The 22,343-nt window shown below is 75.7% G+C and carries 22 protein-coding genes and 1 pseudogene; 18 read left to right on the top strand and 5 right to left on the bottom strand.

All coding sequences use genetic code 11. The annotated features are described in order from the left end of the window. A pseudogene (locus ABD160_RS28960) lies at positions 1-1,036 on the top strand (DAK2 domain-containing protein); the annotation flags it as partial. Next, positions 1,037-3,211, top strand: coding sequence for an ATP-dependent DNA helicase RecG (recG, locus tag ABD160_RS28965; RefSeq protein ID WP_344028444.1), 2,175 nt, complete (start codon positions 1,037-1,039; stop codon positions 3,209-3,211). Here recG and ABD160_RS28970 read toward each other — a convergent pair whose 3' ends face one another. Continuing rightward, positions 3,212-4,057: a hypothetical protein gene (locus ABD160_RS28970; protein ID WP_344028446.1), complete on the bottom strand. Its 846-nt coding sequence runs from the start codon at positions 4,055-4,057 to the stop codon at positions 3,212-3,214. Between the two features lie 186 nt (positions 4,058-4,243). Here ABD160_RS28970 and ABD160_RS28975 point away from each other — a divergent pair, with 186 nt between their 5' ends. Together ABD160_RS28975 and rsmD are read left to right on the top strand one after the other, a co-directional pair. After that, on the top strand, positions 4,244-7,630 hold the full coding sequence (locus ABD160_RS28975; RefSeq protein WP_344028593.1) for a pyruvate carboxylase: 3,387 nt from the start codon (positions 4,244-4,246) through the stop codon (positions 7,628-7,630). Positions 7,631-7,652: 22 nt separating this feature from the next. Then, the gene (gene rsmD, locus ABD160_RS28980; RefSeq protein ID WP_344028449.1) at positions 7,653-8,210 is read left to right on the top strand and encodes a 16S rRNA (guanine(966)-N(2))-methyltransferase RsmD; all 558 of its coding nucleotides are present in this window, start codon (positions 7,653-7,655) and stop codon (positions 8,208-8,210) included. On the opposite strand, the gene ABD160_RS28985 is transcribed toward rsmD, so the two are convergent. From ABD160_RS28985 to ABD160_RS28995, 3 genes are read right to left on the bottom strand one after another with little or no spacing between them, the layout of a single operon-like run. Continuing rightward, positions 8,195-8,833 carry an HAD family hydrolase gene (locus tag ABD160_RS28985; protein WP_344028452.1) on the bottom strand — a complete coding sequence of 213 codons (639 nt, stop codon included), beginning with the start codon at positions 8,831-8,833 and terminating at the stop codon, positions 8,195-8,197. The genes rsmD and ABD160_RS28985 overlap by 16 nt on opposite strands. Then, positions 8,830-9,288, bottom strand: coding sequence for a PTS sugar transporter subunit IIA (locus tag ABD160_RS28990; protein WP_344028455.1), 459 nt, complete (start codon positions 9,286-9,288; stop codon positions 8,830-8,832). The genes ABD160_RS28985 and ABD160_RS28990 overlap by 4 nt, the downstream gene beginning before the upstream one ends. Next, on the bottom strand, positions 9,285-9,515 hold the full coding sequence (locus ABD160_RS28995; protein WP_344028458.1) for a PTS sugar transporter subunit IIB: 231 nt from the start codon (positions 9,513-9,515) through the stop codon (positions 9,285-9,287). Before ABD160_RS28995 ends, ABD160_RS28990 begins: the two co-directional genes overlap by 4 nt. 157 nt (positions 9,516-9,672) lie before the next feature. On the opposite strand from ABD160_RS28995, the gene ABD160_RS29000 reads away from it, so the two are divergent. The 8 genes from ABD160_RS29000 to ABD160_RS29035 all read left to right on the top strand — a co-directional run bounded on the left by ABD160_RS29000 (position 9,673) and on the right by ABD160_RS29035 (position 17,215). Beyond that, positions 9,673-11,004 (top strand): PTS transporter subunit EIIC, encoded by a 1,332-nt coding sequence (locus ABD160_RS29000; RefSeq protein ID WP_344028461.1) that lies wholly within the window; start codon positions 9,673-9,675, stop codon positions 11,002-11,004. Positions 11,005-11,028: 24 nt separating this feature from the next. Further along, the gene (locus ABD160_RS29005; RefSeq protein ID WP_344028464.1) at positions 11,029-11,295 is read left to right on the top strand and encodes an HPr family phosphocarrier protein; all 267 of its coding nucleotides are present in this window, start codon (positions 11,029-11,031) and stop codon (positions 11,293-11,295) included. Then, positions 11,292-12,974, top strand: coding sequence for a putative PEP-binding protein (locus ABD160_RS29010; RefSeq protein ID WP_344028467.1), 1,683 nt, complete (start codon positions 11,292-11,294; stop codon positions 12,972-12,974). The genes ABD160_RS29005 and ABD160_RS29010 overlap by 4 nt, the downstream gene beginning before the upstream one ends. After that, complete coding sequence (locus tag ABD160_RS29015; RefSeq protein WP_344028471.1) at positions 12,974-14,230, top strand: N-acetylglucosamine-6-phosphate deacetylase; 1,257 nt, start codon at positions 12,974-12,976, stop codon at positions 14,228-14,230. The genes ABD160_RS29010 and ABD160_RS29015 overlap by 1 nt, the downstream gene beginning before the upstream one ends. A 2-nt stretch (positions 14,231-14,232) precedes the next feature. Further along, positions 14,233-15,021 carry a glucosamine-6-phosphate deaminase gene (locus tag ABD160_RS29020; protein WP_344028473.1) on the top strand — a complete coding sequence of 263 codons (789 nt, stop codon included), beginning with the start codon at positions 14,233-14,235 and terminating at the stop codon, positions 15,019-15,021. Positions 15,022-15,088: 67 nt separating this feature from the next. Next, complete coding sequence (locus ABD160_RS29025; RefSeq protein WP_344028476.1) at positions 15,089-15,823, top strand: GntR family transcriptional regulator; 735 nt, start codon at positions 15,089-15,091, stop codon at positions 15,821-15,823. Between the two features lie 29 nt (positions 15,824-15,852). Beyond that, positions 15,853-16,338, top strand: coding sequence for a pantetheine-phosphate adenylyltransferase (gene coaD, locus ABD160_RS29030; protein WP_344028479.1), 486 nt, complete (start codon positions 15,853-15,855; stop codon positions 16,336-16,338). A 109-nt stretch (positions 16,339-16,447) separates the two neighbouring features. Then, on the top strand, positions 16,448-17,215 hold the full coding sequence (locus ABD160_RS29035; RefSeq protein WP_344028595.1) for a DivIVA domain-containing protein: 768 nt from the start codon (positions 16,448-16,450) through the stop codon (positions 17,213-17,215). A 21-nt stretch (positions 17,216-17,236) separates the two neighbouring features. Here ABD160_RS29035 and ABD160_RS29040 read toward each other — a convergent pair whose 3' ends face one another. Further along, positions 17,237-17,737: a VOC family protein gene (locus tag ABD160_RS29040; protein WP_344028482.1), complete on the bottom strand. Its 501-nt coding sequence runs from the start codon at positions 17,735-17,737 to the stop codon at positions 17,237-17,239. A 65-nt stretch (positions 17,738-17,802) separates the two neighbouring features. Between ABD160_RS29040 and ABD160_RS29045 the strand changes: the two genes are divergently transcribed. From ABD160_RS29045 to mutM, 6 genes are all read left to right on the top strand, one after another. Then, the gene (locus tag ABD160_RS29045; protein WP_344028485.1) at positions 17,803-18,582 is read left to right on the top strand and encodes an AraC family transcriptional regulator; all 780 of its coding nucleotides are present in this window, start codon (positions 17,803-17,805) and stop codon (positions 18,580-18,582) included. Between the two features lie 117 nt (positions 18,583-18,699). Further along, on the top strand, positions 18,700-19,644 hold the full coding sequence (locus tag ABD160_RS29050) for a MinD/ParA family ATP-binding protein (protein ID WP_344028488.1): 945 nt from the start codon (positions 18,700-18,702) through the stop codon (positions 19,642-19,644). 36 nt (positions 19,645-19,680) lie between these two features. After that, positions 19,681-20,268, top strand: coding sequence for a YceD family protein (locus ABD160_RS29055; RefSeq protein ID WP_344028491.1), 588 nt, complete (start codon positions 19,681-19,683; stop codon positions 20,266-20,268). A 71-nt stretch (positions 20,269-20,339) separates the two neighbouring features. Further along, on the top strand, positions 20,340-20,522 hold the full coding sequence (rpmF, locus tag ABD160_RS29060; protein ID WP_085912377.1) for a 50S ribosomal protein L32: 183 nt from the start codon (positions 20,340-20,342) through the stop codon (positions 20,520-20,522). Between the two features lie 10 nt (positions 20,523-20,532). Beyond that, entirely contained in the window at positions 20,533-21,303 is a 771-nt protein-coding gene (gene rnc / locus ABD160_RS29065; RefSeq protein WP_344028497.1) for a ribonuclease III, read from the top strand. A 9-nt stretch (positions 21,304-21,312) separates the two neighbouring features. Continuing rightward, positions 21,313-22,197 carry a bifunctional DNA-formamidopyrimidine glycosylase/DNA-(apurinic or apyrimidinic site) lyase gene (gene mutM, locus ABD160_RS29070; protein WP_344028500.1) on the top strand — a complete coding sequence of 295 codons (885 nt, stop codon included), beginning with the start codon at positions 21,313-21,315 and terminating at the stop codon, positions 22,195-22,197. The last annotated feature ends 146 nt before the right edge of the window (positions 22,198-22,343 follow it).

Raw genomic sequence — 22,343 nt, forward strand, 5'->3', positions numbered from 1 at the left:
CCGGGGCGCGGGGCACGGCCCGGCCACCGGCCGGGGCGTGGGGCACGGCGCGGACACCGGCCGGGGCCCCGGGCCCGGTGAGGCCACCGGCCCGGGCGCAGGCCACGGCGGGGCCACCGGCCCGGGCCCCGCCGGCCCGGCCCCGCAGCCGGCGTACGAGGTCACCTACCTGCTCGACGATCCCGCACCGGACGCCCTCACCGCGCTCCGGATCCGGCTCGGCGCGCTGGGCGACTCGGTCGGTATCGCGGGCGACGGCGGGCGCGGCTGGCTGGTGCACGTCCACACCACCGAGCCGGGGGCGGCGGTCGAGGCGGGCCTGGCGGCGGGACGACCGTCGTCGATCCGGATCGAGGCGCTGCCCGCGCTCACCCGCACCCGGGCCCGCGCCGTCCTGCTCATGATCGAGAGCTCCGGGGCAGGCGCACTCGCCAGGGCCGCCGGCGGGGACGTGCTGGTCGCCGATCCCGATCCGGTGCGCGACGACGTGGTCGCCGCGATCCGGGCGACCGGCGCCGGGCACGTCGTCGTCCTGCCGTGCGCGCCGTACCGGCGGACCGTGGCCGAGACCGCGGTCGAGCAGGTCCGGGCGGAGGGGATCGACGCCGTCGTCGTCCCGACGGTGTCGGTGCTGCAGGGCCTGGCCGCGCTGGCCGTGCACGATCCGGACCGCCGGGCGGCCGAGGACGTCGTCGGGATGGCGGAGGCCGCCGCCGGGACGCGCACCGGCGGTCTGCAGATCGCCGAGGCGGAGGCACTGACCTGGGCCGGGCCGTGCCGGCCGGGGGAGGTGCTCGGCATCTCCGACGGCGAGGTGGTGCTCATCGCCCCCGATCTCGCTGTCGGGGCCCTGTGGTTGGCTCATCGCATGCTCACACCGGGTGGGGAACTGGTGACCGTGCTGCTCGGCTCGGCGGCCGACGACGCGCTGGGCGAGCGGCTCGCCGAGGACCTGCGCCGCACCCATCCGGAGGTGGACGTGCTGGTGCACCGCGGCGACCAGCACGACTTCCCGCTGGTGCTGGGGGTGGAGTAGATGGAGGGCGTGCAGACCTTCGACCTGGACAGCAGGCTGACCGGGCCGCTGGGGCGGAAGGCCGCCGACGCGCTGGCCCCGCTCGGCCTGGAGACCGTCGGCGACCTGCTGCGGCACTACCCGCGCCGGCACGTCGACCGGGGCAGGCTGACCGACATCGCCGGGCTGGTCGCCGGCGAGCACGCCACCCTGATCGCGCAGGTGGAGAAGGCGACGCTGCGCGACATGCGCCGGCGCAACGGGCAGATGCTGCAGGTCGTCATCCGGGACGAGAAGGGCGGCCAGCTCGACTGCACCTTCTTCAGCCCCTACAAGGTCCGCCAGTTCATCAAGCCGGGCGTGCGCGCGGTGTTCTCCGGCAAGGTCGGGGTGTTCAACCAGCGCCTGCAGCTGACCCACCCGCAGTTCGAGGCGCTCGACGAGACGGATGCGCTGCGCCCGTTCCTGTCGGTGTACCCGGCCAGCTCCAAGGTCACCTCGCAGGAGATCGCCCGGTCGATCCGGCAGACGCTGGAGCAGATCGACGACCCGACCGATCCGCTGCCCGAGGAGCTGCGCCGCCGGGAGAACCTGCCCGAGCTGGGCCGGGCGCTGCGCCGGATCCACGTGCCCGAGTCCGAGGCCGACATCCACGCCGCCCGGCACCGGCTGGTGTGGGACGAGGCGCTCGGCGTGCAGCTGGCGCTGGCGCTGCGCCGGCAGGACGCGGTGGGCCGGCCCGCCCCGGCCTGCCCGCGCACCGCGGGTGGCCTGCTCGACGCGTTCGACGCCGACCTGCCGTTCCCGCTGACCGACGGCCAGCTCGCGGTCGGCGAGGAGATCGCCGCCGATCTCGCCGGGGAGCACCCGATGAACCGGCTGGTGCAGGGCGACGTCGGCGCCGGCAAGACGATCGTCGCGCTCCGGGCGATGCTGCAGGTGGTCGACGCGGGCGCGCAGGCCGCGATGCTCGCCCCGACCGAGGTGCTGGCCGCCCAGCACGCCCGCTCGCTGCGCGCGATGCTCGGGCCGCTCGGCCGTGGCGGCGAGCTGGACGCCGCCGAGAACGCCACCGCCGTCACGCTGCTCACCGGGTCGATGAGCACGAAGGCCAAGCGGCAGGCCCTGCTGGACGCGCAGTCCGGTGCGGCCGGGATCGTCGTCGGCACGCACGCCCTGATCCAGGACGCCGTCGGGTTCGCCGATCTCGGCCTGGTCGTCGTCGACGAGCAGCACCGGTTCGGCGTCGAGCAGCGCGACGCGCTGCGCGCCCGTGGCGAGCGCGCCCCGCACATGCTGGTGATGACGGCCACGCCGATCCCGCGCACGGTCGCGATGACCGTCTACGGGGACCTGTCGGTGTCCGAGCTGAAGGGGATGCCGCGCGGCCGGTCCCCGGTGGCGACGACCGTCGTCCCGCTGGCCGAGCACCCGCAGTGGATCGAGCGGGTCTGGCAGCGGATCCGCGAGGAGGTCGACGCCGGGCACCAGTGCTACGTGGTGTGCCCGCGGGTCGGCGACGTCGACAAGGCCGATCCGGAGCTCGACGAGCCACCGCCGGAGGAGGGCGAGTCCGAGCGGCGGCCGCCGCTGGCCGTCCTCGACATCGCGCCGATGATCACCGAGAAGCTCGCCGGGCTGCGGGTCGGGATCCTGCACGGCAAGCTCCCGCCCGACGAGAAGGACGCGGTGATGCGCTCCTTCGAGCGCGCCGAGCTCGACGTGCTGGTCGCGACGACGGTGATCGAGGTCGGCGTCGACGTGCCGAACGCGACCGGCATCGTGCTGCTCGACGCCGACCGGTTCGGCCTGTCCCAGCTCCACCAGCTGCGCGGCCGGGTCGGCCGGGGCACCGCCCCCGGGCTGTGCCTGCTGGTCACCGAGATGCCGGCCGCCACCACCGCCCGGGAGCGGCTGGACGCCGTCGCCGGCACCACCGACGGGTTCGAGCTGGCCCGGCTCGACCTGGAGCTGCGCCGGGAGGGTGACGTGCTGGGCGCCAGCCAGTCCGGGTCACGGTCCGGGCTGAAGCTGCTGTCGCTGCTGCGGCACGAGGAGGTCATCGCGAAGGCCCAGGTCTACGCCCAGGACCTGGTCGGGCGCGATCCCGGCCTGCTCGGGCACCCGCGGCTGCGGGCGCTGGTGGGCGAGACCCTGGGCGACGAGGAGCGCGCCGCCTACCTCGACAAGGCCTGATCAGGCCCCGGGCAGCTCGCCGCGGGCGCGGGCGTCGAGATGGGCCCTGGCCGGGGCGGGCAGGTGCACGATCCCGGACCGGTCGAGCCGGTCCAGCTCGCTGCGGGCCCGGGCGTAGGCGGCGAGCCGCTCCGGCTCGGAGTCGGAGTCGCGGGCCGTGGTCAGCAGCTTGACCACGCGCTCCACGGTGCGCCGCTCCTCGGTGGAGAGCCCGGAGAGCCGGATCCGGTCGGCCGCGTCGACGGCGGCCCGCCAGGCGCGCCGGGCCGCCTCGACGGCGCGCAGGTAGCGGGCGCCGTACGGCTCGCCGGGGTAGCCGTCGGTGTCGAGCGCCTGCGCCGCGGCGAACGCGTCGACGAACCGGGCGGTGCTGGGCACCGTGACGTCGGACAGCGCCGGGCGGCGGAGCACCGCCATCGGGTCGGTCTCGTGCTCCAGGAACTCCGCGCGGAGCCGCTGGTGGTCGGCGCGGGCCCGCCGCCACGCCTGCTCGGCGGTGACCGCGGCGCCGGTGGGCCGGGGGTGCGGCGGGTGCTGCGGGTGCGGCGGCGGATCGGCCCGGTGCCGGGCCGCGCTGCGCAGCGCGCGGTGCACGCCGATCGCCATCATCCCGACGAGCAGCACCAGCAGCAGCTGGGCGAGCACCGCGACCACCACTCCCACGACCACCACCGCCGTTCCCGCGAGGATCACCACACCGGACCCGGCCGCCACCCGCGCGAGCGGCCGGGCGGGCCGTCCACCGCGGTGCGGCCGCAGCCCCGGCCGGTGGCCGTGCAGGGCCGCCCGGCCGCCGCCGCTCCACCGGACGGGGCGGCCGTGACCGCGGTGCGTGCTGCGCGTCATCCCTCCTTGGTACCCGAACGGGCGCGGTTGCGGTGCGGGCCGGACGGGTGGCCGCCGGACGGACCGGCGGGGTTCCACCAGGTGGTTCCCCGCGGTGGTCGGCGGCGCGTTCCACGTGTCAGGATCACGCGCCCGGTGTCCGGGAACACCGCGCCGCCGGGCGCACGAGGAGAAGTGAGGGGATCGATGTTCCGCAAGGTGCTGGTGGCCAACCGTGGTGAGATCGCGATCCGGGCCTTCCGGGCGGCGTTCGAGCTGGGTATCGCGACCGTCGCCGTCTTCCCGTACGAGGACCGCAACTCGTTGCACCGGGCGAAGGCGGACGAGTCGTACCAGATCGGCGAGCCCGGTCACCCCGTGCGCGCCTACCTGTCGGTGGACGAGGTCATCCGGGCCGCGCGGAAGGCCGGCGCCGACGCCGTCTACCCCGGCTACGGCTTCATGTCGGAGAACCCCGACCTGGCCAGGGCCTGCGCCGACGCCGGGATCACCTTCGTCGGCCCGCCGACCGACGTGCTGCACCTGACCGGCAACAAGTTCCGCGCGGTCGCCGCGGCCCGCGAGGCCGGCGTGCCGGTGCTGGAGTCGTCGGACCCGTCGTCGGACGTCGACGAGCTCGTCGCGGCCGCCGAGGGCATCGACTTCCCGGTGTTCGTCAAGGCCGTCGCCGGTGGTGGCGGGCGCGGCATGCGCCGGGTCCAGGAGCCGTCCGCACTGCGCGAGGCCATCGAGGCGGCGATGCGCGAGGCCGAGTCCGCGTTCGGCGACCCGACGGTGTTCCTGGAGCAGGCCGTGGTGAACCCGCGGCACATCGAGGTGCAGATCCTCGCCGACGCCGACGGCAACGTCGTGCACCTGTTCGAGCGGGACTGCTCGGTGCAGCGCCGGCACCAGAAGGTCGTCGAGATCGCCCCGGCACCGAACCTCGACCCGGAGCTGCGGGACCGGATCTGCGCCGACGCGGTCAACTTCGCCCGGCAGATCGGCTACGTCAACGCGGGCACCGTGGAGTTCCTGCTCGACGAGCGCGGACAGCACCACTTCATCGAGATGAACCCGCGCATCCAGGTCGAGCACACGGTGACCGAGCAGGTCACCGACCGCGACCTGGTGATCGCCCAGCTGCGGATCGCCTCCGGGATGACGCTGCCCGAGCTGCGGCTCACCCAGGACCACATCACGCTCACCGGGGCCGCGATGCAGACCCGGATCACCACCGAGGACCCGGCCAACGAGTTCCGGCCCGACGTCGGGACGATCTCGGTGTACCGCTCGCCGGGCGGGCCCGGGGTGCGGCTCGACGGCGGCACCGTGCACGTCGGCGCCGAGGTCTCGGCGCACTTCGACTCGATGCTGGTCAAGCTGACCTGTCACGGCCACGACTTCGCCAACGCGGCCCGCCGGGCGCGGCGGGCGATCGCCGAGTTCCGGATCCGCGGCGTCGCGACCAACCTGCCGTTCCTCGCCGCGGTGCTCGACGACCCGGACTTCCGGGAGGGCCGGGTCACCACCAGCTTCATCGAGGAACGCCCGCACCTGCTGCGGGCGCGGCCCTCGGCCGACCGCGGCTCGCGGATCCTGCAGTACCTGGGCGACGTCACGGTGAACCAGCCGAACGGTCCCCGCCCGGTCGTCGTCGAGCCGGTCGAGAAGCTGCCGCAGCTGGACCCGTCGGTGCTGGACGCGCCGGCCCCGGACGGTTCGGCGCAGCTGCTGCGCTCGCTGGGCCCGGAGGGCTTCGCCCGGCGGCTGCGCGAGCAGACCGCCGTCGCCGTCACCGACACGACGTTCCGGGACGCCCACCAGTCGCTGCTCGCCACCCGGGTGCGGACCCGCGATCTGCTCGCCGTCGCCCCGTACGTGGCGCGCACGATGCCGGAGCTGCTGTCGCTGGAGTGCTGGGGCGGCGCGACCTACGACGTCGCGCTGCGGTTCCTGGCCGAGGACCCGTGGGAGCGGCTGGCCGCGGTGAAGGCCGCGGCGCCGAACATCTGCACCCAGATGCTGCTGCGCGGGCGCAACACCGTCGGCTACACGCCGTACCCGACCGAGGTGACCGACGCGTTCGTCGCCGAGGCCGCCGAGACCGGGATGGACATCTTCCGGATCTTCGACGCGCTCAACGACGTCTCCCAGATGCGGCCGGCCATCGACGCCGTCCGGAACACCGGGACGGCGCTGGCCGAGGTGGCGCTCTGCTACACCGCGGACCTGTCCGACCCGGCCGAGGAGCTCTACACCCTCGACTACTACCTGCGCCTCGCCGAGCAGATCGTCGACGCCGGCGCGCACGTGCTGGCGATCAAGGACATGGCCGGGCTGCTGCGGCCGCCCGCGGCCAGGACCCTGGTCGGCGCGCTGCGGGACCGGTTCGACCTGCCGGTGCACCTGCACACCCACGACACCGCGGGCGGTCAGCTGGCGACGCTGGTCGCGGCGATCGACGCCGGGGTGGACGCCGTCGACGGCGCCGTCGCCTCGATGGCGGGCACCACCAGCCAGCCGTCGCTGTCGGCGCTGGTCGCGGCCACCGACCACACCGACCGGGCGACCGGGCTGTCGCTGGCCGCGGTCGGCGACATGGAGCCGTACTGGGAGGCGGTCCGGAAGGTCTACGCGCCGTTCGAGTCCGGCCTGGCGTCGCCGACCGGGCGCGTCTACCACCACGAGATCCCCGGCGGGCAGCTGTCCAACCTGCGTCAGCAGGCGATCGCGCTCGGCCTCGGCGACCGGTTCGAGCTGATCGAGGACTGCTACGCCGCCGCCGACCGGATGCTGGGCAGGCTGGTGAAGGTGACGCCGTCGTCGAAGGTCGTCGGCGACCTGGCGCTGCACCTGGTCGGCGCCGGGGTGGAGCCCGCGGACTTCGAGAAGGACCCGTCGTCGTTCGACGTGCCGGACTCGGTGATCGGGTTCCTGCGCGGCGAGCTGGGGGAGCCCCCCGGCGGCTGGCCGGAGCCGTTCCGGACCCGCGCGCTGGAGGGCCGCAGCCCGGAGGCGGCCAAGGCCGACCTGACCATCGCCGACCGCCGCGGACTGCGTGACGACCGCCGCCGGACGCTGAACAGCCTGCTGTTCCCCGGGCCGACCAAGGAGTTCGACGCGCACCGCGAGCAGTTCGGCAACACCTCGGTGCTCAGCTCGAAGGACTTCTTCTACGGGCTGGAGGAGGACCTCGAGCACACCGTGGAGCTGGAGCCGGGCGTCACCCTGCTGATCGAGCTGGAGGCGATCTCCGAGCCCGATGCGCGCGGCTACCGCACCCTGCTGACCACCCTGAACGGGCAGATCCGCCCGGTCGCGGTGCGCGACGAGTCGGTCGCCACCGAGGTCAAGGCGGCGGAGAAGGCGGAGAAGGGCAACGACCGCCACGTCGCCGCGCCGTTCGCCGGGGTGGTCACGCTGCAGGTCGGCGAGGGCGACCGGGTCGACGCCGGGCAGACCGTCGCCACCATCGAGGCGATGAAGATGGAGGCGTCGATCACCGCGCACACCGCCGGGACCGTCAGGCGGCTCGCGATCGGCGAGGTCACCCAGGTCGAGGGCGGGGACCTGCTGGTGGAGCTGGAGTGACCCGGCCGGGGATCATGGGGGGATGACGAGGCTGATCGCGGGCCGGGCCGGCGGGCGCAGGCTCGCCGTGCCCGCGTCCGGCACCCGGCCCACCTCGGACCGGGTCCGGGAGGCGCTGTTCTCCGCGCTGGACCACGATCCCGGGATGGACGGCGCCGCCGTGCTCGACGTGTGCGCCGGGTCCGGCGCGCTCGGCCTGGAGGCGCTGTCCCGGGGCGCCGCCGACGCCGTGTTCGTCGAGTCCGACCGGCGCGCCGCCGGGGTGCTCCGGCGCAATCTCGCCGCCGTCGGGCTCGGCGGCCGGGTGATCGCCGCCGCGGCGGGCACGGCGCTCGGCGCACCGGCCCCGCGGGCGTTCGACGTGGTGCTGGTCGACCCGCCCTACGCCGTCGACGACGCCGAGATCGCCGGCTGGCTCACCGCCGCGGCCGGCAACGGCTGGCTGGCGCCCGGCGCGACGGTGGTGGTGGAGCGGGCGAAGGCGTCCGGGGAGTTCGGCTGGCCGGACGGCCTGGAGCCGGGGCGGTCCCGGCGCTACGGGGACACCGTGCTGCACCGGGCCCGCTACACCGGCGGCTGATCCCGCAGGTCGGGCACGGTCCGGTGGGCGCCGGCGGCGAGCAGGTCCGCGGCGGGCGCGGTGCTGCACACCCCGACGATCGTGCCGAACCCGGCCGCGGCCAGCGCGGCCACCCCGGACGGCGAGTCCTCGAAGCCCCAGCAGTCCGCCGGATCGGCGGCCAGCCGCGCGCAGGCGTCGAGGTAGCCCTGCGGATCCGGCTTGCCGCGGGTCACGTCGCCGGCCGTCACCACGAACTCGACCAGCGGCGCGGCGCCGAGGACCCGGTCGAGGACCCGTTCGGCGTAGTCCCGGCGCGCGCTGGTCACCACCGCGAGCCGGTGCCCGCGCCCGGCCAGCGAGGTGAGCAGAGCAACGGCGCCCGGGACCGGCCGGACCTCGTCGGCGAGCCCGGTCGCGAGCTCGGCGAGCCTGCGGCCGAGCTCCTCGACCGGGGTGCCCCGCCACGGGCCGTCGACCTCGGGCAGCACGTCGGCCGCGCGCCGGCCGACGAACCGGTTCCGGTAGGTGCCCTCGTCGATCCGGGCGTCCCACTCGTCGAAGAACCGGAACCAGGTCCGCCGGTGCACGTGCTCGCTGAGCACCAGCGTGCCGTCCAGATCGAACACGACCGGGGCGGTCACGGCGCCCAGACGAACAGCTCGGCGCCGGCCCGGACCGGCTCCCCGGCGACCGCGCGGACCGATCCGGCGGGCGCGTCGAGCACCACCACCGGGCAGGTCACGGCGCAGCCCGCGGCCCGGACGGCGGCCAGGTCCACGGTCAGCACCGGCGCACCCCGCTCGACGGCGTCGCCGCGCGCGGCGTGCAGCGTGAACGGCGCGCCGCGCAGGCCGACGGTGTCGATGCCGACGTGCACCAGCACCGCGGTCCCGCCCGGGGTCCCGACGACGAACGCGTGCGGGTGCAACGTCGACAGGGTCCCGGCGACCGGGGCCAGCACCACCGCGCGGTCGGCGCCGGGCGGCGGCTCGACCGCGGTGCCCGCGCCGACCATCTCCTGGGCGAAGACCTCGTCGGGCAGGTCCGCCAGGCCGACCACGGTGCCGTCCACCGGGGCCCCGACGACGACCGTCACAGCAGGTCCCGGATGTCGTCGCAGAGGTTCTCGGCGTCCGGTCCCACCACCACCTGCACGACCGTCCCGGAGCGGACGACACCGTGTGCGCCGGCGGCCCGCAGCGCCGCGTCGTCGACCAGCGCGGGATCGCCGACCTCGGTCCGCAGCCGGGTGATGCAGGGTTCCAGGTCGGTGATGTTCGCGGCCCCGCCGAGGCCCGCGACGATGTCGGCGGCTCTGCTCATGTTCGGCTCCTCATCGGATGGGACTGGTAGGAACCAGTGCCCTTGACAGCCGTCTGACCTGCCGCCACTCTCACTGGTTATAACCAGACCGTACCGCTGAGAGCGGCGCTGCCACAACGCCGGACGGTCCCGAGACGAACCCGAGGAGCGCGTTGCGATGGGCGCTGTGACCTCTTCACCGACATCCCCGGACGCGGCGGCCGAACCGGTGCGGCGGCGGGCCGTGCTGGCGGGCCTGCAGCGGCTCGGCCGCAGCCTGATGCTGCCGATCGCGGTGCTCCCGGCCGCCGGCCTGCTGCTGCGGCTCGGTCAGGACGACCTGCTCGGCGGCGTGCCCGGGCTGGAACGGCCGGCCGAGGTGCTCGCCGCGGCCGGTGGCGCGCTGTTCGACAACCTCCCGATGATCTTCGCGCTGGGCATCGCGATCGGCTGGGCGCGCAAGGCCGACGGATCCACCGCGCTGGCCGCGCTGGTCGGCTACCTGGTGCTCGACGGCGTCTTCACCGCGATGAGCCCGATGGTCCTGCCCGGGGTGGTCGACTCCGACGGCGAGCAGGCCGTCGTCAACTTCGGGGTGCTCGGCGGCATCGTCGCGGGGCTCACCGCCGCGCTGCTCTGGCAGCGCTTCCACCGCACGACGCTGCCGACCTTCCTCGGCTTCTTCAACGGCCGCCGGCTGGTCCCGATCCTCACCGCCGCCGTGATGATGGTCGTCGCCGCGCTGCTGAGCCTGATCTACCCGATCTTCAACGCCGGGCTGACCGGGCTGGGCGACGCGGTCGCGGCGAACGCCGTGCTCGGCGGCGGCGTGTTCGGCGTGGTCAACCGGCTGCTGCTGCCGCTGGGCCTGCACCACATCATCAACTCGGTGGTCTGGTTCATCATCGGCGACTTCGAGGGCGCGCACGGCGACCTCAACCGGTTCTTCGCCGGCGACCCGACGGCGGGCGTGTTCATGACCGGCTTCTTCCCGATCATGATGTTCGCGCTGCCCGCCGCCGCGCTGGCGATCTGGCACGAGGCCCGCCCGGAGCGGCGCAAGCTGGTCGGCGGGATCATGGTGTCGGTGGCGCTGACCTCGTTCGTCACCGGGATCACCGAGCCGCTGGAGTACGCCTTCGTCTACGTGGCCTGGCCGCTGTACCTGATCCACGCCCTGCTCACCGGCACCTCGCTGGCCCTGGTCAACGCGCTCGACATCCACAGCGGGTTCACCTTCTCCGCCGGGGCGATCGACTACGTGCTGAACTTCGGCCAGTCCACCCGGCCGCTGTGGCTGATCCCGATCGGCCTGGCCTACGCCGTCGTCTACTACCTGCTGTTCCGGTTCGTGATCCGGCGCTGGAACCTGCGCACGCCGGGCCGGGAGGACGACGAGACCACCGAGCCGGGCACCCCGGCCCCGGCCGCGCCTGCCGCACCGGCCGCCCCGGACGCGCCGGGACGGCCGGGCGAGCCGGGCAGGCCGGACACCCCCGAGCGTTCCTGAACCCCGCACCGGAAGGAGATCGACGTGCACACCCGAACCGCGGTCGTCGCGTCCCAGGTGGGCCTGCACGCCCGCCCCGCCGCCCTGTTCGCCCGGGCCGCCGGCGCCACCGGCGTGCCGGTGACCATCGCCGTGCGCGGCGGGGACCCGGTCGACGCCCGCAGCGTGCTGAACGTGCTCACCCTCGGCGTCGGGCACGGCGACGAGGTGGTGCTGGCCGCCGACGGCGACGGTGCCGAGGCCGCGCTGGCCGGGCTGGTCGGGCTGCTCGAGTCGGACCTCGACGCGTGACGACGGCTGCGCACCCGGCCCGCGCCGCCGGGACCGTCCTGACCGGGCGCGGGGTGAGCCCCGGGACCGCCTGCGCGCCGCTGGCCCGGCTCGCCGCACCGCCGGTCACCTCGGCCGCCGACCCGGCCGGGGCCGACGCCCGGACCGAGTGCGCCCGGATCGACGACGCGCTGGGTGCGGTCGCCGCCGACCTGCAGGCGCGCGCCGGGACCGCGGACCCGGCCGCGGCGGGCGTGCTGGAGGCGACCGCGGCGATCGCGCTCGATCCGACGCTCGCCGCGGCCGCGCACCAGCGGGTGCGGGCCGGGACGCCGGCCGCGCACGCGGTCACCCTCGCCGTCGAGGAGTTCTGCACCCGGCTCGCCGGGCTGGGCGGGTACCTCGCCGAGCGCGCCACCGACGTCCGCGACGTCGGGCACCGCACGGTCGCCCGGCTGCTCGGGGTCGCGCCACCGGGGCTCCCGCCGCCCGGGCACCCGGTGGTGCTGACCGCGGCCGACCTGTCCCCGGCCGACACCGCCGCGCTGGCCGGCAGCGACGTCGTCGCACTGCTCACCGAGCAGGGCGGCCCGACCAGCCACACCGCGATCATCGCCAGGGCGCTCGGCCTGCCCGCCGTCGTGGGCTGCCCGGACGCCGCCCGGATCGCCGCCGGCGCCACCGTGCTGCTCGACGGCGGAACGGGCACCGTGCAGGTCGACCCGCCGCCCGCGGCCCGGGCGGCGGCCGCCGCCCGTCCGGTCGCCGGGCCCGGGCGGGCGAGCGGCCCGGGCCGCACCGCGGACGGCGCCGCGGTGCCGCTGCTGAGCAACATCGGCACCGAGCGGCAGGCGCTGGACGCCGCGGCGGGCGGATCGGAGGGCATCGGGCTGCTGCGCACCGAGCTGCTGTACCTCGACCGCGGCACCGCCCCGACCCGCGCCGAGCAGCGCGACCAGCTGCTCCGGATCCTGCGCGCGTTCGGGTCGCGGCGGGTCGTCGTCCGGACCCTGGACGCGGGCTCGGACAAGCCGCTGCCGTTCCTGCCGCTGGGGGAGGAGGCCAATCCGGCGCTCGGGGTGCGCGGGCTGCGCACCGCGGCCGGGCACCCGCAGCTGCTCACCGAGCAGCTGGCCGCGATCGCCGAGGCCGCCGGGGAGGCCGGGCGCGGCGTCGACGTGATGGCGCCGATGATCGCCACCGCCGCCGAGGCGGCCCGCTTCGCGGAGCTCGTGCGGGCGGCCGGACCGCTGCGGGCCGGCGCGATGATCGAGGTGCCCGCCGCGGCGCTGCGGGCCCGCGAGCTGTGCCGGACCGTCGACTTCGTCAGCATCGGCACCAACGACCTGGGCCAGTACCTGATGGCCGCGGACCGCACGGTCGGGGCGCTCGGCGAGCTGCTCGACCCGTGGCAGCCCGCGCTGCTCGATCTCGTCGGCCTGGTCGGCGAGGCCGGCCGGGCCACCGGCACACCGGTCGGTGTGTGCGGCGAGGCGGCCGCCGATCCGCAGCTCGCGGTGGTGCTGGTCGGGCTGGGCGCGACCAGCCTGTCCACCGCGCCGGCGGCCCGCGACGCGGTGGCCGCCGCCCTGGCCCGGCACGACCGGGACACCTGCCGTCGCGCCGCCGACCTGGCCCGCGCCGCCGACGGCCCGGCGGCGGCCCGCGCGGCCGTCGCGGCCCTGCTGGAGCGGACCTGATGCAGCCCGCACCGACCGGACCGGACCCGGCGGCGCCCGATGCGGTGCCCGACCGGCTGCTGCGCGGCACCGTCGTCACCGACGGCCGGACCCTCCCGGACACCGTCGTCGCGATCACCGGCGACCGGATCGTCGCCGTCGTGCCCGCCGCGTCCTGGGCCGGCCCGCCCGGCAGGCTGCCTCCGCCGACCGACCGGCTGCTGCTGCCCGGTCTGGTCGACGTGCACTGTCACGGCGCGGCCGGGCACGGCTTCCCGGACGCCACCGCCGCGGGCGCACTGGCGGCCGTCGCGCACCACCGCGAGCACGGCACCACCACGATGCTGGCCAGCCTGGTGTCCGCGCCGGCCGCGACGCTGGCCGACCGGCTGGAGCTGCTCGGCCCGCTGGTCGCCGCCGGGGAGCTGGCCGGGATCCACCTGGAGGGCCCGTTCCTCGCGGTGGCCCGCTGCGGCGCGCACGATCCGGCGGCGATCGTCCCCGGCGACCCGGTGCTGCTGGAGAAGCTGCTCGCCACCGCGGGCGGCACGGTCGCGTCGATGACGCTGGCCCCGGAGACCCCGCGCTACCCGGAGCTGCTCGCCGTGCTGGCCGGGTACGGGGCGCTGCCCAGCATCGGGCACACCGACGCCGACGCCCGGGCCACCGCCGCCGCGATCCGGCGGGCCGGTGGCGCCCCGATGAGCGCGACCCACCTGTTCAACGCGATGCCCCCGGTGCACCACCGCGCCCCCGGGCCGGTCACCGCCTGCCTGGCCGCCGCCGCCCGCGGCGAGCTGGTGGTCGAGCTGATCGCCGACGGCGTCCATCTGTCGCCGGACACCGTGTCCGCCGTGTTCGATCTCATCGGCCCGGACCGGATCGCCCTGGTCACCGACGCGATGGCGGCCGCCGGCATGCCGGACGGCCGCTACCGGCTCGGCACGATGGACGTCCGGGTCGCCGACCGGGTGGCCCGGCTGGCGGCCGCGGGCGGCGGCACCGGCGGCCGGGCGATCGCCGGCGGCACCGCCCGGATGATCGACGTGCTGCGCAGCACGGTGACCGGCAGCGGGGTGCCGCTCGCGGCCGCCGTCACCGCGGCGACCCGCACCCCGGCCCGGCTGCTCGGGCTCGACCACGAGATCGGCTCGCTGGCCGCCGGGCACCGGGCGGACGTGCTCGTCACCGATCCCGCACTGCGCCCGGCCGAGGTCCTGCGGTGCGGGGCGACCGTCACCGGCCGGTCCGGCCCGATCCCGAACCGAGAGGTGTGACCGTGCACGTCGTCGTCCTGCCCGATCCCGCCGCCTGCGGTGCGGCGGTGGCCGACGCCGTCGCCGACGCCGTGACCGGCGCGGCGGGCGGACCGGTGAACCTGGGCCTGGCCACCGGCAGCTCGCCGCTGCCGGCCTACGCCGAGCTGATCCGCAGGCACCGGCGCGACGGGCTGTCGTTCCGCGGCGCCCGCGCGTTCCTGCTCGACGAGTACCTCGGCCTGCCCCGCGACCATCCCCAGTCCTACCGGCAGGTGATCCGGCGCGAGCTCACCGACCATCTCGACATCGACCCGGCGGCCGTGCACGCCCCGGACGGCACCGCCGACGACCCGGCCGCGGCGGCCGCCCGCTACGAGCGGCTGCTGCTCGACGCCGGCCCGATCGACGTGCAGATCCTCGGGATCGGCCGGAACGGCCACGTCGGGTTCAACGAGCCCGGCTCACCACCCGGCTCGACGACCCGGGTGGTCACGCTGACCGGGCGCACCCGGGCCGACAACGCGCGGTTCTTCGACCGCCCGCAGGACGTGCCGCACCGCGTGCTCACCCAGGGGATCGGCACGATCGGCCGGGCGGCGCACCTGGTGCTGGTCGCGACCGGCCCGGAGAAGGCCCCGGCGGTCGCGGCCGCGGTGCACGGGCCGGTCGGCAGCGCGGTGCCCGCCTCGCTGCTGCGCGACCACCCGCGTTGCACGGTGGTCCTCGACCCGGCCGCCGCGGCCGGTCTCGGACCCGGCCGGTCCGGCAGGATGTGCGGTACGGGCACCCCGGTCCGCGGCTACCGTTGAGCCCGGGACGGGCCGGAGCGACCGGCCGCCGGGGCGGGCCCGGGACGGTGCGGGGAGGGGACGGTCGATGACGCGGGCAGTCCGGATCGGTGACGGGGTCGTGCCCAAGCACGAGCAGCTCCGCACCCTGCTCGCCGACGCGATCGCCCGCGACTTCGCGCCCGGCGATCCGTTCCCGAGCGAGCGCAGGCTGTGCCTCGACCACGGGGTCAGCCGGGTCACCGTGCGGGCCGCCGTCGGGCAGCTCGAACGCGACGGCCTGCTCACCCGGGTCCGCGGCAAGGGCACCTACGTCGCCGCCCGCACCGCGCGCTCGCGACTGCACCTGGCGTCGTTCCACGACGACATGCGCCGGCTCGGGCTGACCCCGACCACCGTGGTGCTCGAGGTGTCCCACGTCCCGCCGTCGGCGGACGCGGCGAAGGCGCTGAACCTGGGACCCGACCAGCGCTGCTACCGGGTGCGCAGGCTGCGGGTCGCCGACGGCGTCCCGATGTCCATCGACGACGCCTGGTACAACGCCGAGCTGGCCCCCGGCCTGGACCGGCACGACCTCAGCGGCTCCATCTACGGGATCCTGCTGGAGCACTACGAGCTGCCGATCGACCGGGCCGAGCAGAGCGTCGCCGCCCGGGAGGCCGACGAGGCGTCGGCCGTGCTGCTCGGGATCGCGCCCCGGGAGCCGATCCTGGTGTTCGACCGGACGGCGTCGTCGGGCGACCGGCCCGTCGAGTACACCGTCTCCCGCTACCGCGGCGACCGCTACGAGCTGCACATGTCCCTGGACCGGGAGTGGACCTGAGGTGATCAGCGGCTGATAGGTTCCGCCGCATGCCCGACGTGCGCCGCGCGGTGTGCCCCGGTTCCTACGACCCGCCGACGGTCGGCCACCTGGACGTGATCGCACGCACCGCGGCACTGTTCGACGAGGTGTTCGTCGCGATCCTGGTGAACCCGCGCAAGCAGGGCATGTTCGAGATCGACGAGCGGGTGCAGATGCTCACCGAGATCACCGCGGACCTGCCGCAGGTCCGGGTCGAGGCGTTCTCCGGGCTGGTCGTCGACTACTGCCGGGAGCGCGGCGCCCAGGCGATGGTGAAGGGCCTGCGCGGGGCCACCGACTACGACTACGAGCTGCCGATGGCGCACATGAACCGGCACCTCACCGGCGTCGAGACGCTGTTCCTGCCCGGCGCGCCCGGCCAGGTGTACGTCTCCAGCTCGCTCGTCAAGGAGGTCGCGCGCGGCGGCGGCGACGTCACGGCGTTCCTGCCGCCGAGCGTGCACGAGCGGCTGGTCGAGCGGTTGCAGGGTTGAGCCGGACGCTTCGCGTTCGTCTGTGTGGGGGTCACCCTTCCGGAACTTGACACGCGCGAGTCGCGGGTAATAACGCGCCGTGCCGGTGGCCGGTGCGATGATCCCCCGCGTGTACCGGGTCTTCGAGTCGCTGGATGCGCTGGTGACGATCGTCGAGGACGCTCGCAGCGTCCCGATGACGTCGAACTGCGTGGTCCCGCGCGGCGACGTGCTGGAGCTGCTCGACGACGTCCGCGAGGCGATCCCGGGCGAGATGGACGACGCGCAGGACGTCCTCGACCGCCGGGACGAGGTGGTGTCCGAGGCGGAGCGGGAGGCCGAGGAGACCCGGTCCGCGGCGAGCTCCGAGGCCGAGGAGACGCTGCAGAACGCGCGCACCGAGGCCGAGCGGCTGGTGTCGGAGGCCCAGGAGGAGGCGGCCCGCACCCTCGCCGAGGCGCGGCACGAGGCCGAGCGCGCCGTCGCCGAGGGCCGCAGGCAGTACGCCGAGCTGACCGACCGGGCCCGCGACGAGGCCGAGCGGATGACCCACGCCGGTCGCGCCGCGCACGACCGGCTGCTCGCCGACGGCCAGAACGAGCAGGCCCGGCTGGTCGCCCAGACCGAGGTCGTCCGGGCCGCGCACGCCGAGTCCGGCCGGATCGTCGACGCCGCGCACGCCGAGTCCGACCGGCTCCGCCGGGAGTGCGACGAGTACGTCGACACCACCCTCGGCGAGCTGGAGACCACCCTCAACAACGCGCTCGGCGTCGTCGGGCGCGGCCGCAGCCAGCTCTGGCGCGGCCAGGGCGGCGGCTACGGCTACGGGCCCGACGGGGGCCCCGGCGGCTACCCGCACAACGGCCGGACCGGCACCGGGATGGACCTCATCGACTGACCGGTGCGCCCGGCCCGCCGGTCACTGCGCGCCCGCCCACTCCGCGACCCGCGCCTGGCTCTCCTCCGGCGAGAGGTCCTCGACCCGGCACAGCACCGCCCAGCGGATCCCGTACGGGTCCACCACCGAGGCGAACCGGTCCCCGGAGACGAAGGTGTCCGGCTCCTCCCGGACGGTGCCGCCGGCGTCGGCGATCACCCGGACGGCCGCGTCGACGTCGGAGACGTACACGGCCAGCGACATGCCGACCGGATGGTCGCCGGGTGCGGCGGCGGTCAGCCCGTAGTCGGGAATCGGGTCGCTGACGGTGAACCGGCCGCGGGCCAGCTCCAGCTCGGCGTGGCCGACCAGCCCGCCCATCTCGGTCACCGAGACACTCCGCGCGCCGAACGCGGCGCAGTAGAGTGCGATCGCCTCACGGGCGGGGGAGGCGACCAGGTGCGGGGTCAGCGAGGTGCTCACGTGCGGCAGGCCGCCGGTGGTGTGCTCGCCGGTGGCGGGGGTGACGGTGTCGGTGCTCATGGGACGAGCCTGCCCCCGGCCCGTCCGGCGTTCTTGAAGATTCCCGACAGGGCGGGAGGGCGGCCGTGGTCGAGTCCCGCGGCCACCTGAACCCGGGCGGGCCGGACGTCGCGCTGAGCCGGTTCCCGATCGGCCTCGACGAGCTCGTCCGGTGGGCCTGGGTCGCCCGGTGGGACGTGCCCGACGGCGCCACCCGGCCGCAGCGGGTGCTGCAGTACCCGGCGTTCAACCTGGTCACCGAACCGGCCGGGGCCTACCTGTACGGGCCGCGGACGGTGGTCGACGTCCGCGAGCTGACCGGCCGGTCCTGGGTGGCGGCGGTGCTGCTGCGGCCGGCCGCGACGCCGCTGCTCACCGCGACCCCGCCCGCCGCGCTGCGCGGCTCGTCCGAGCCGTTCCCCGGCGCGCCGGTCGCGGCGCTGACCGCCGCCGTGCACGACGCGACCGATCCGGACCGGTCGGTCGCGGCGGTGCTGCGCGACTGGCTCGCACCGGCCGCCGCCCGGGTCGGCGACGCGGGCCGGCTGGTGAACCGGGCCTGCGCGCTCGCCGAGGAACGAGCCGACGTCGTCCGCGCCGACCAGCTCGCCGAGGAGCTCGGGATCGCCCCCCGCACCCTGGAGCGGCTGGTCCGCGGGCACGTCGGGCTGACCCCGCTGTGGCTGATCGAGTGCCGCAGGCTGCAGCACGCGGCCGCCGCGCTGCGGCTCGACCCGGACACCGACCTGGCCGCGCTGGCCGCCGACCTCGGCTACGCCGACCAGGCGCACTTCACCCGCCGCTACCGCGCCGTGGTGGGGGAGACGCCGGGCGCGACCCGGCGCGCGGCCCGCGCCGGACGATGATCGGAAACGTTCCGCGGGACAACGCCGTCGTACTACTCTCCGTGCATGGCACGCCGGCCCGAGCCCGATCCGACGACCTGGTGGGAGCGCTACGGGCACCGGCTGGAAGGACCGCCCGTGACATCCCGCCCCCTCCCGCAGGCCGCAGCCCCGGTGCTGGACGAGGCCGACGTGCTGCGCCCGCGCGTCGAACGGCCGGGCACCGGCTGGCGGCGCGCCCTGCACGACCTCACCGGCGGCCGGCTGAGCCCCGGCCCCGGCGAGGCCGAGCTGCACCGGGCCGCGCTGCTCGCCCGGATCCGGGGCCCGCTGCCCGGATCGCACCGGGTCGCGGTGATGTCGGTGAAGGGCGGCGTCGGCAAGACGACCGTCGCCGCCTGCCTCGGGCTCACCCTGGCCGAGCACCGCGGCGACCGGGCCGTCGTGCTGGACGCCAATCCGGACGCCGGCACCCTGGCCGACCGGCTCACCGGCGACCCGCGGGTCACCGTCCGGGACCTGCTCGACGATCTCGACGGCGTCACCACCTGGACCGACGTCTCCCGCTACACCAGCCTCGCCGGACGGCTGCAGGTGCTGTCCTCGGAGCAGGACCCGGCGTCCGGCGAGGCCTTCCGCCGCGACGAGTACGAGCGGGTCTGTGACCTGCTCGGCCGCTACTTCAACGTCATCGTCACCGACTCCGGGACCGGTCTGGTGCACTCGGCGATGGAGGGCACGCTGGCCCGCGCCGACTCGGTGGTGGTGGTCGGTGCGCCGACCGTCGACGGCGCCGGGCGCGCCGGGCGGACGCTGGACTGGCTGACCGCGCACGGCCACCAGGCGCTGGCCCGGGACGCCGTCGTCGTGCTGTCGTGCGACCGGCAGAGCGCCGAGGTGGACACCGGCCGGATCGTCGAGCACTTCGCCGGCCGCGCCCGCGGGGTGGTGCAGGTGCCGCACGACCCGCACCTGGCCACCGGCGGGCGGATCGACCCGGCCCGGCTGCGCCCGGCGACCGCGGCGGCGTTCCTGGAGCTGGGTGCGCTGGTCGCGGACGCGTTCGACGCGCGGGTGCGCTGAGATCGTCCGCCGCGGCGGCGTACCCTGGTCCGGGACATGAGCACGCAGCGCACCCCCCGATCCAGGCCCGCCCGTCCCGACGACGACCCGTGGGTGGTCAGCACCCGCGAGCTGGCCCGCCGCCCCGGGACACAACGCACCGTCACGCGGACGGTCCCCGCGCCCTCGGGTGACGAGGCGATCGGGCTGGTCGGGGTGATCGCCGTCCCGGACGGATCGGACGTCGATCTCGACGTGTCGCTGGAGTCGGTCACCGAGGGCGTCTACGCCTCGGGGACGGCATCGGCCCGGCTGGAGGGCGAGTGCTCGCGCTGCCTGGACCCGCTGTCCGACGACGTCGTGGTCGCCTTCGGCGAGCTGTTCGCCTACCCGGCCTCGGTCACCGAGGAGACCACCGACGCCGACGAGATCCCGCGGCTGGTCGACGAGCGGATCGATCTCACCCAGACCGTGCGGGACGCGCTGGTCACCGACCTGCCGATGGCGCCGCTGTGCAGGCCCGACTGCCCCGGGCTGTGCGAGGGCTGCGGCGAGCGGTGGGCCGATCTCGCGCCCGATCACGGGCATGAGACACTGGATCCTCGTTGGGCGGCGCTCCGTGAGCGCCTGCCCTCCACCGAGTGAGCCGGTGCCCCTCGCGGGCCGGATCCCGGTGAGCAGACAGACTGAACGTCTCAGAACCGAGGAGTGTCATCATGGCCGTCCCCAAGCGCCGGATGTCGCGGTCCAACACGCGGGCTCGCCGGTCGCAGTGGAAGGCCACTGCACCGAACCTGGTCGCCTGCTCGAACCGCGCGTGCCGGGAGCCGAAGCTGCAGCACATCGCCTGCCCGACCTGCGGTCAGTACGACGGCCGGCAGGTCACCCGTCCGGCCTGACCCGCCTGAGGTGGGCGAGAAGAGCGTGACCGGTCCGGCGACGGACCGGTCTCCTCTGCTGTCCGCGCTCGGCGTGGAGCTGGACGAGGAGCTGCTGGTCCTCGCGCTCACGCACCGGTCGTACGCCTACGAGCACGGCGGGCTGCCGACCAACGAGCGCCTGGAGTTCCTCGGCGACTCGGTGCTGTCCATCGTGATCACCGAGCGGCTCTACCGGGACCACCCGGACCTGCCGGAGGGGCAGCTCGCGAAGCTGCGGGCCAGCGTCGTCAACATGCACGCGCTGGCCGGCGTCGCGGCCGCACTGCCCGCCCCGGACGGGCGCACCGGCATCGACGGCACCCGGCTGGGGCTCGGCGCGTACCTGTTCCTGGGCCGCGGCGAGGAGCTGACCGGCGGCCGGACGAAGGCCAGCATCCTGGCCGACGCCACCGAGGCACTGCTCGGCGCCGTGTACATCCAGCACGGCCTGGAGCCGTCCCGGGAGCTGATCCACCGGCTGTTCGACGACCTGCTGCGCAGCGCACCGCTGCTCGGCGCCGGTCTGGACTGGAAGACCAGCCTGCAGGAGCTGACCGCGGCCGGCGGGCACGGCGTGCCCGAGTACCGGATCGACGAGGAGGGCCCGGACCACCTGAAGGTGTTCACCGCGACCGCCGTCGTCGCCGGGCGCGACCTCGGGACCGGGGCCGGGCGCACCAAGAAGGAAGCCGAGCAGAAGGCCGCCGAGCTCGCCTGGCGGGCGCTGTCGGCGGAGCAGAGCTCCGGCTCCACGCTCTGACCGCGCGCCGTGCCCGAGCTGCCCGAGGTCGAGGTCGTCCGGCGCGGACTGGCCGATCACGTGCTGGACCGCCGGATCGCCGGCGTCGAGGTCCTGCACCCGCGGGCGGTCCGCAGGCACCCGACCGGCCCGGACGACTTCACCGGCCGGCTGGGCGGGCGCACCCTGCGCGCCGCCGCCCGGCGCGGGAAGTACCTCTGGCTGGAGCTCGACACCGCGGACCCCGGTGACGACGCGCTGCTCGCGCATCTCGGGATGAGCGGGCAGATGCTGGTCGCCGATCCCGGGCGTCCGGACGAGAAGCACCTGCGGGTGCGGATCCGGTTCGACGACGACGGCCCCGAGCTGCGGTTCGTCGACCAGCGCACGTTCGGCGGGCTGTCCGTGCACCCGCTGCGGCCGGCGTCGGGCGGCGGGCTCGTCCCGGAACCGGTCGCGCACATCGCCCGCGACCCGATGGACCCGGCGTTCTCCGCGGCCGACGCCGTCGCGGCGCTGCGCGGGCGCCGGACCGAGGTCAAGCGGGCGCTGCTGGACCAGACCGTGGTCTCCGGGATCGGCAACATCTACGCCGACGAGGCCCTCTGGCGGGCCCGGCTGCACGGGGCCCGGCCGACCGACCGGCTGACCCGCGCCCAGGGCCACGCCGTGCTCGACGCCGCGACCACCGTGATGACCGAGGCGCTCGCCCAGGGCGGGACGTCGTTCGACGCGCTCTACGTCAACGTCAACGGGGCGTCGGGGTACTTCGACCGCTCGCTGAACGTCTACGGCCGGACCGACCGGGCCTGCCGGCGGTGCGGGACGCCGATCCGGCGGGACCACTTCATGAACCGGTCGTCCTTCACCTGCCCGCGCTGCCAGCCCGCGCCGCGGCCGCGCCGCACCCCCTGACGACGCGCCGCCGCCGGTGAGGACCCGGTCGCACCCCCCTGACGACGCGCCGCACCCGGTGGCACCGGCCGCACTCGTGACGGGCGGTTGCCGCACCCCGTCATGACGCTTCCGTACCCAGGACGACGGCTCGCGGCCCGGATCCG

This window comes from Pseudonocardia kongjuensis, from assembly GCF_039526905.1.
GTDB lineage: Bacteria > Actinomycetota > Actinomycetes > Mycobacteriales > Pseudonocardiaceae > Pseudonocardia > Pseudonocardia kongjuensis.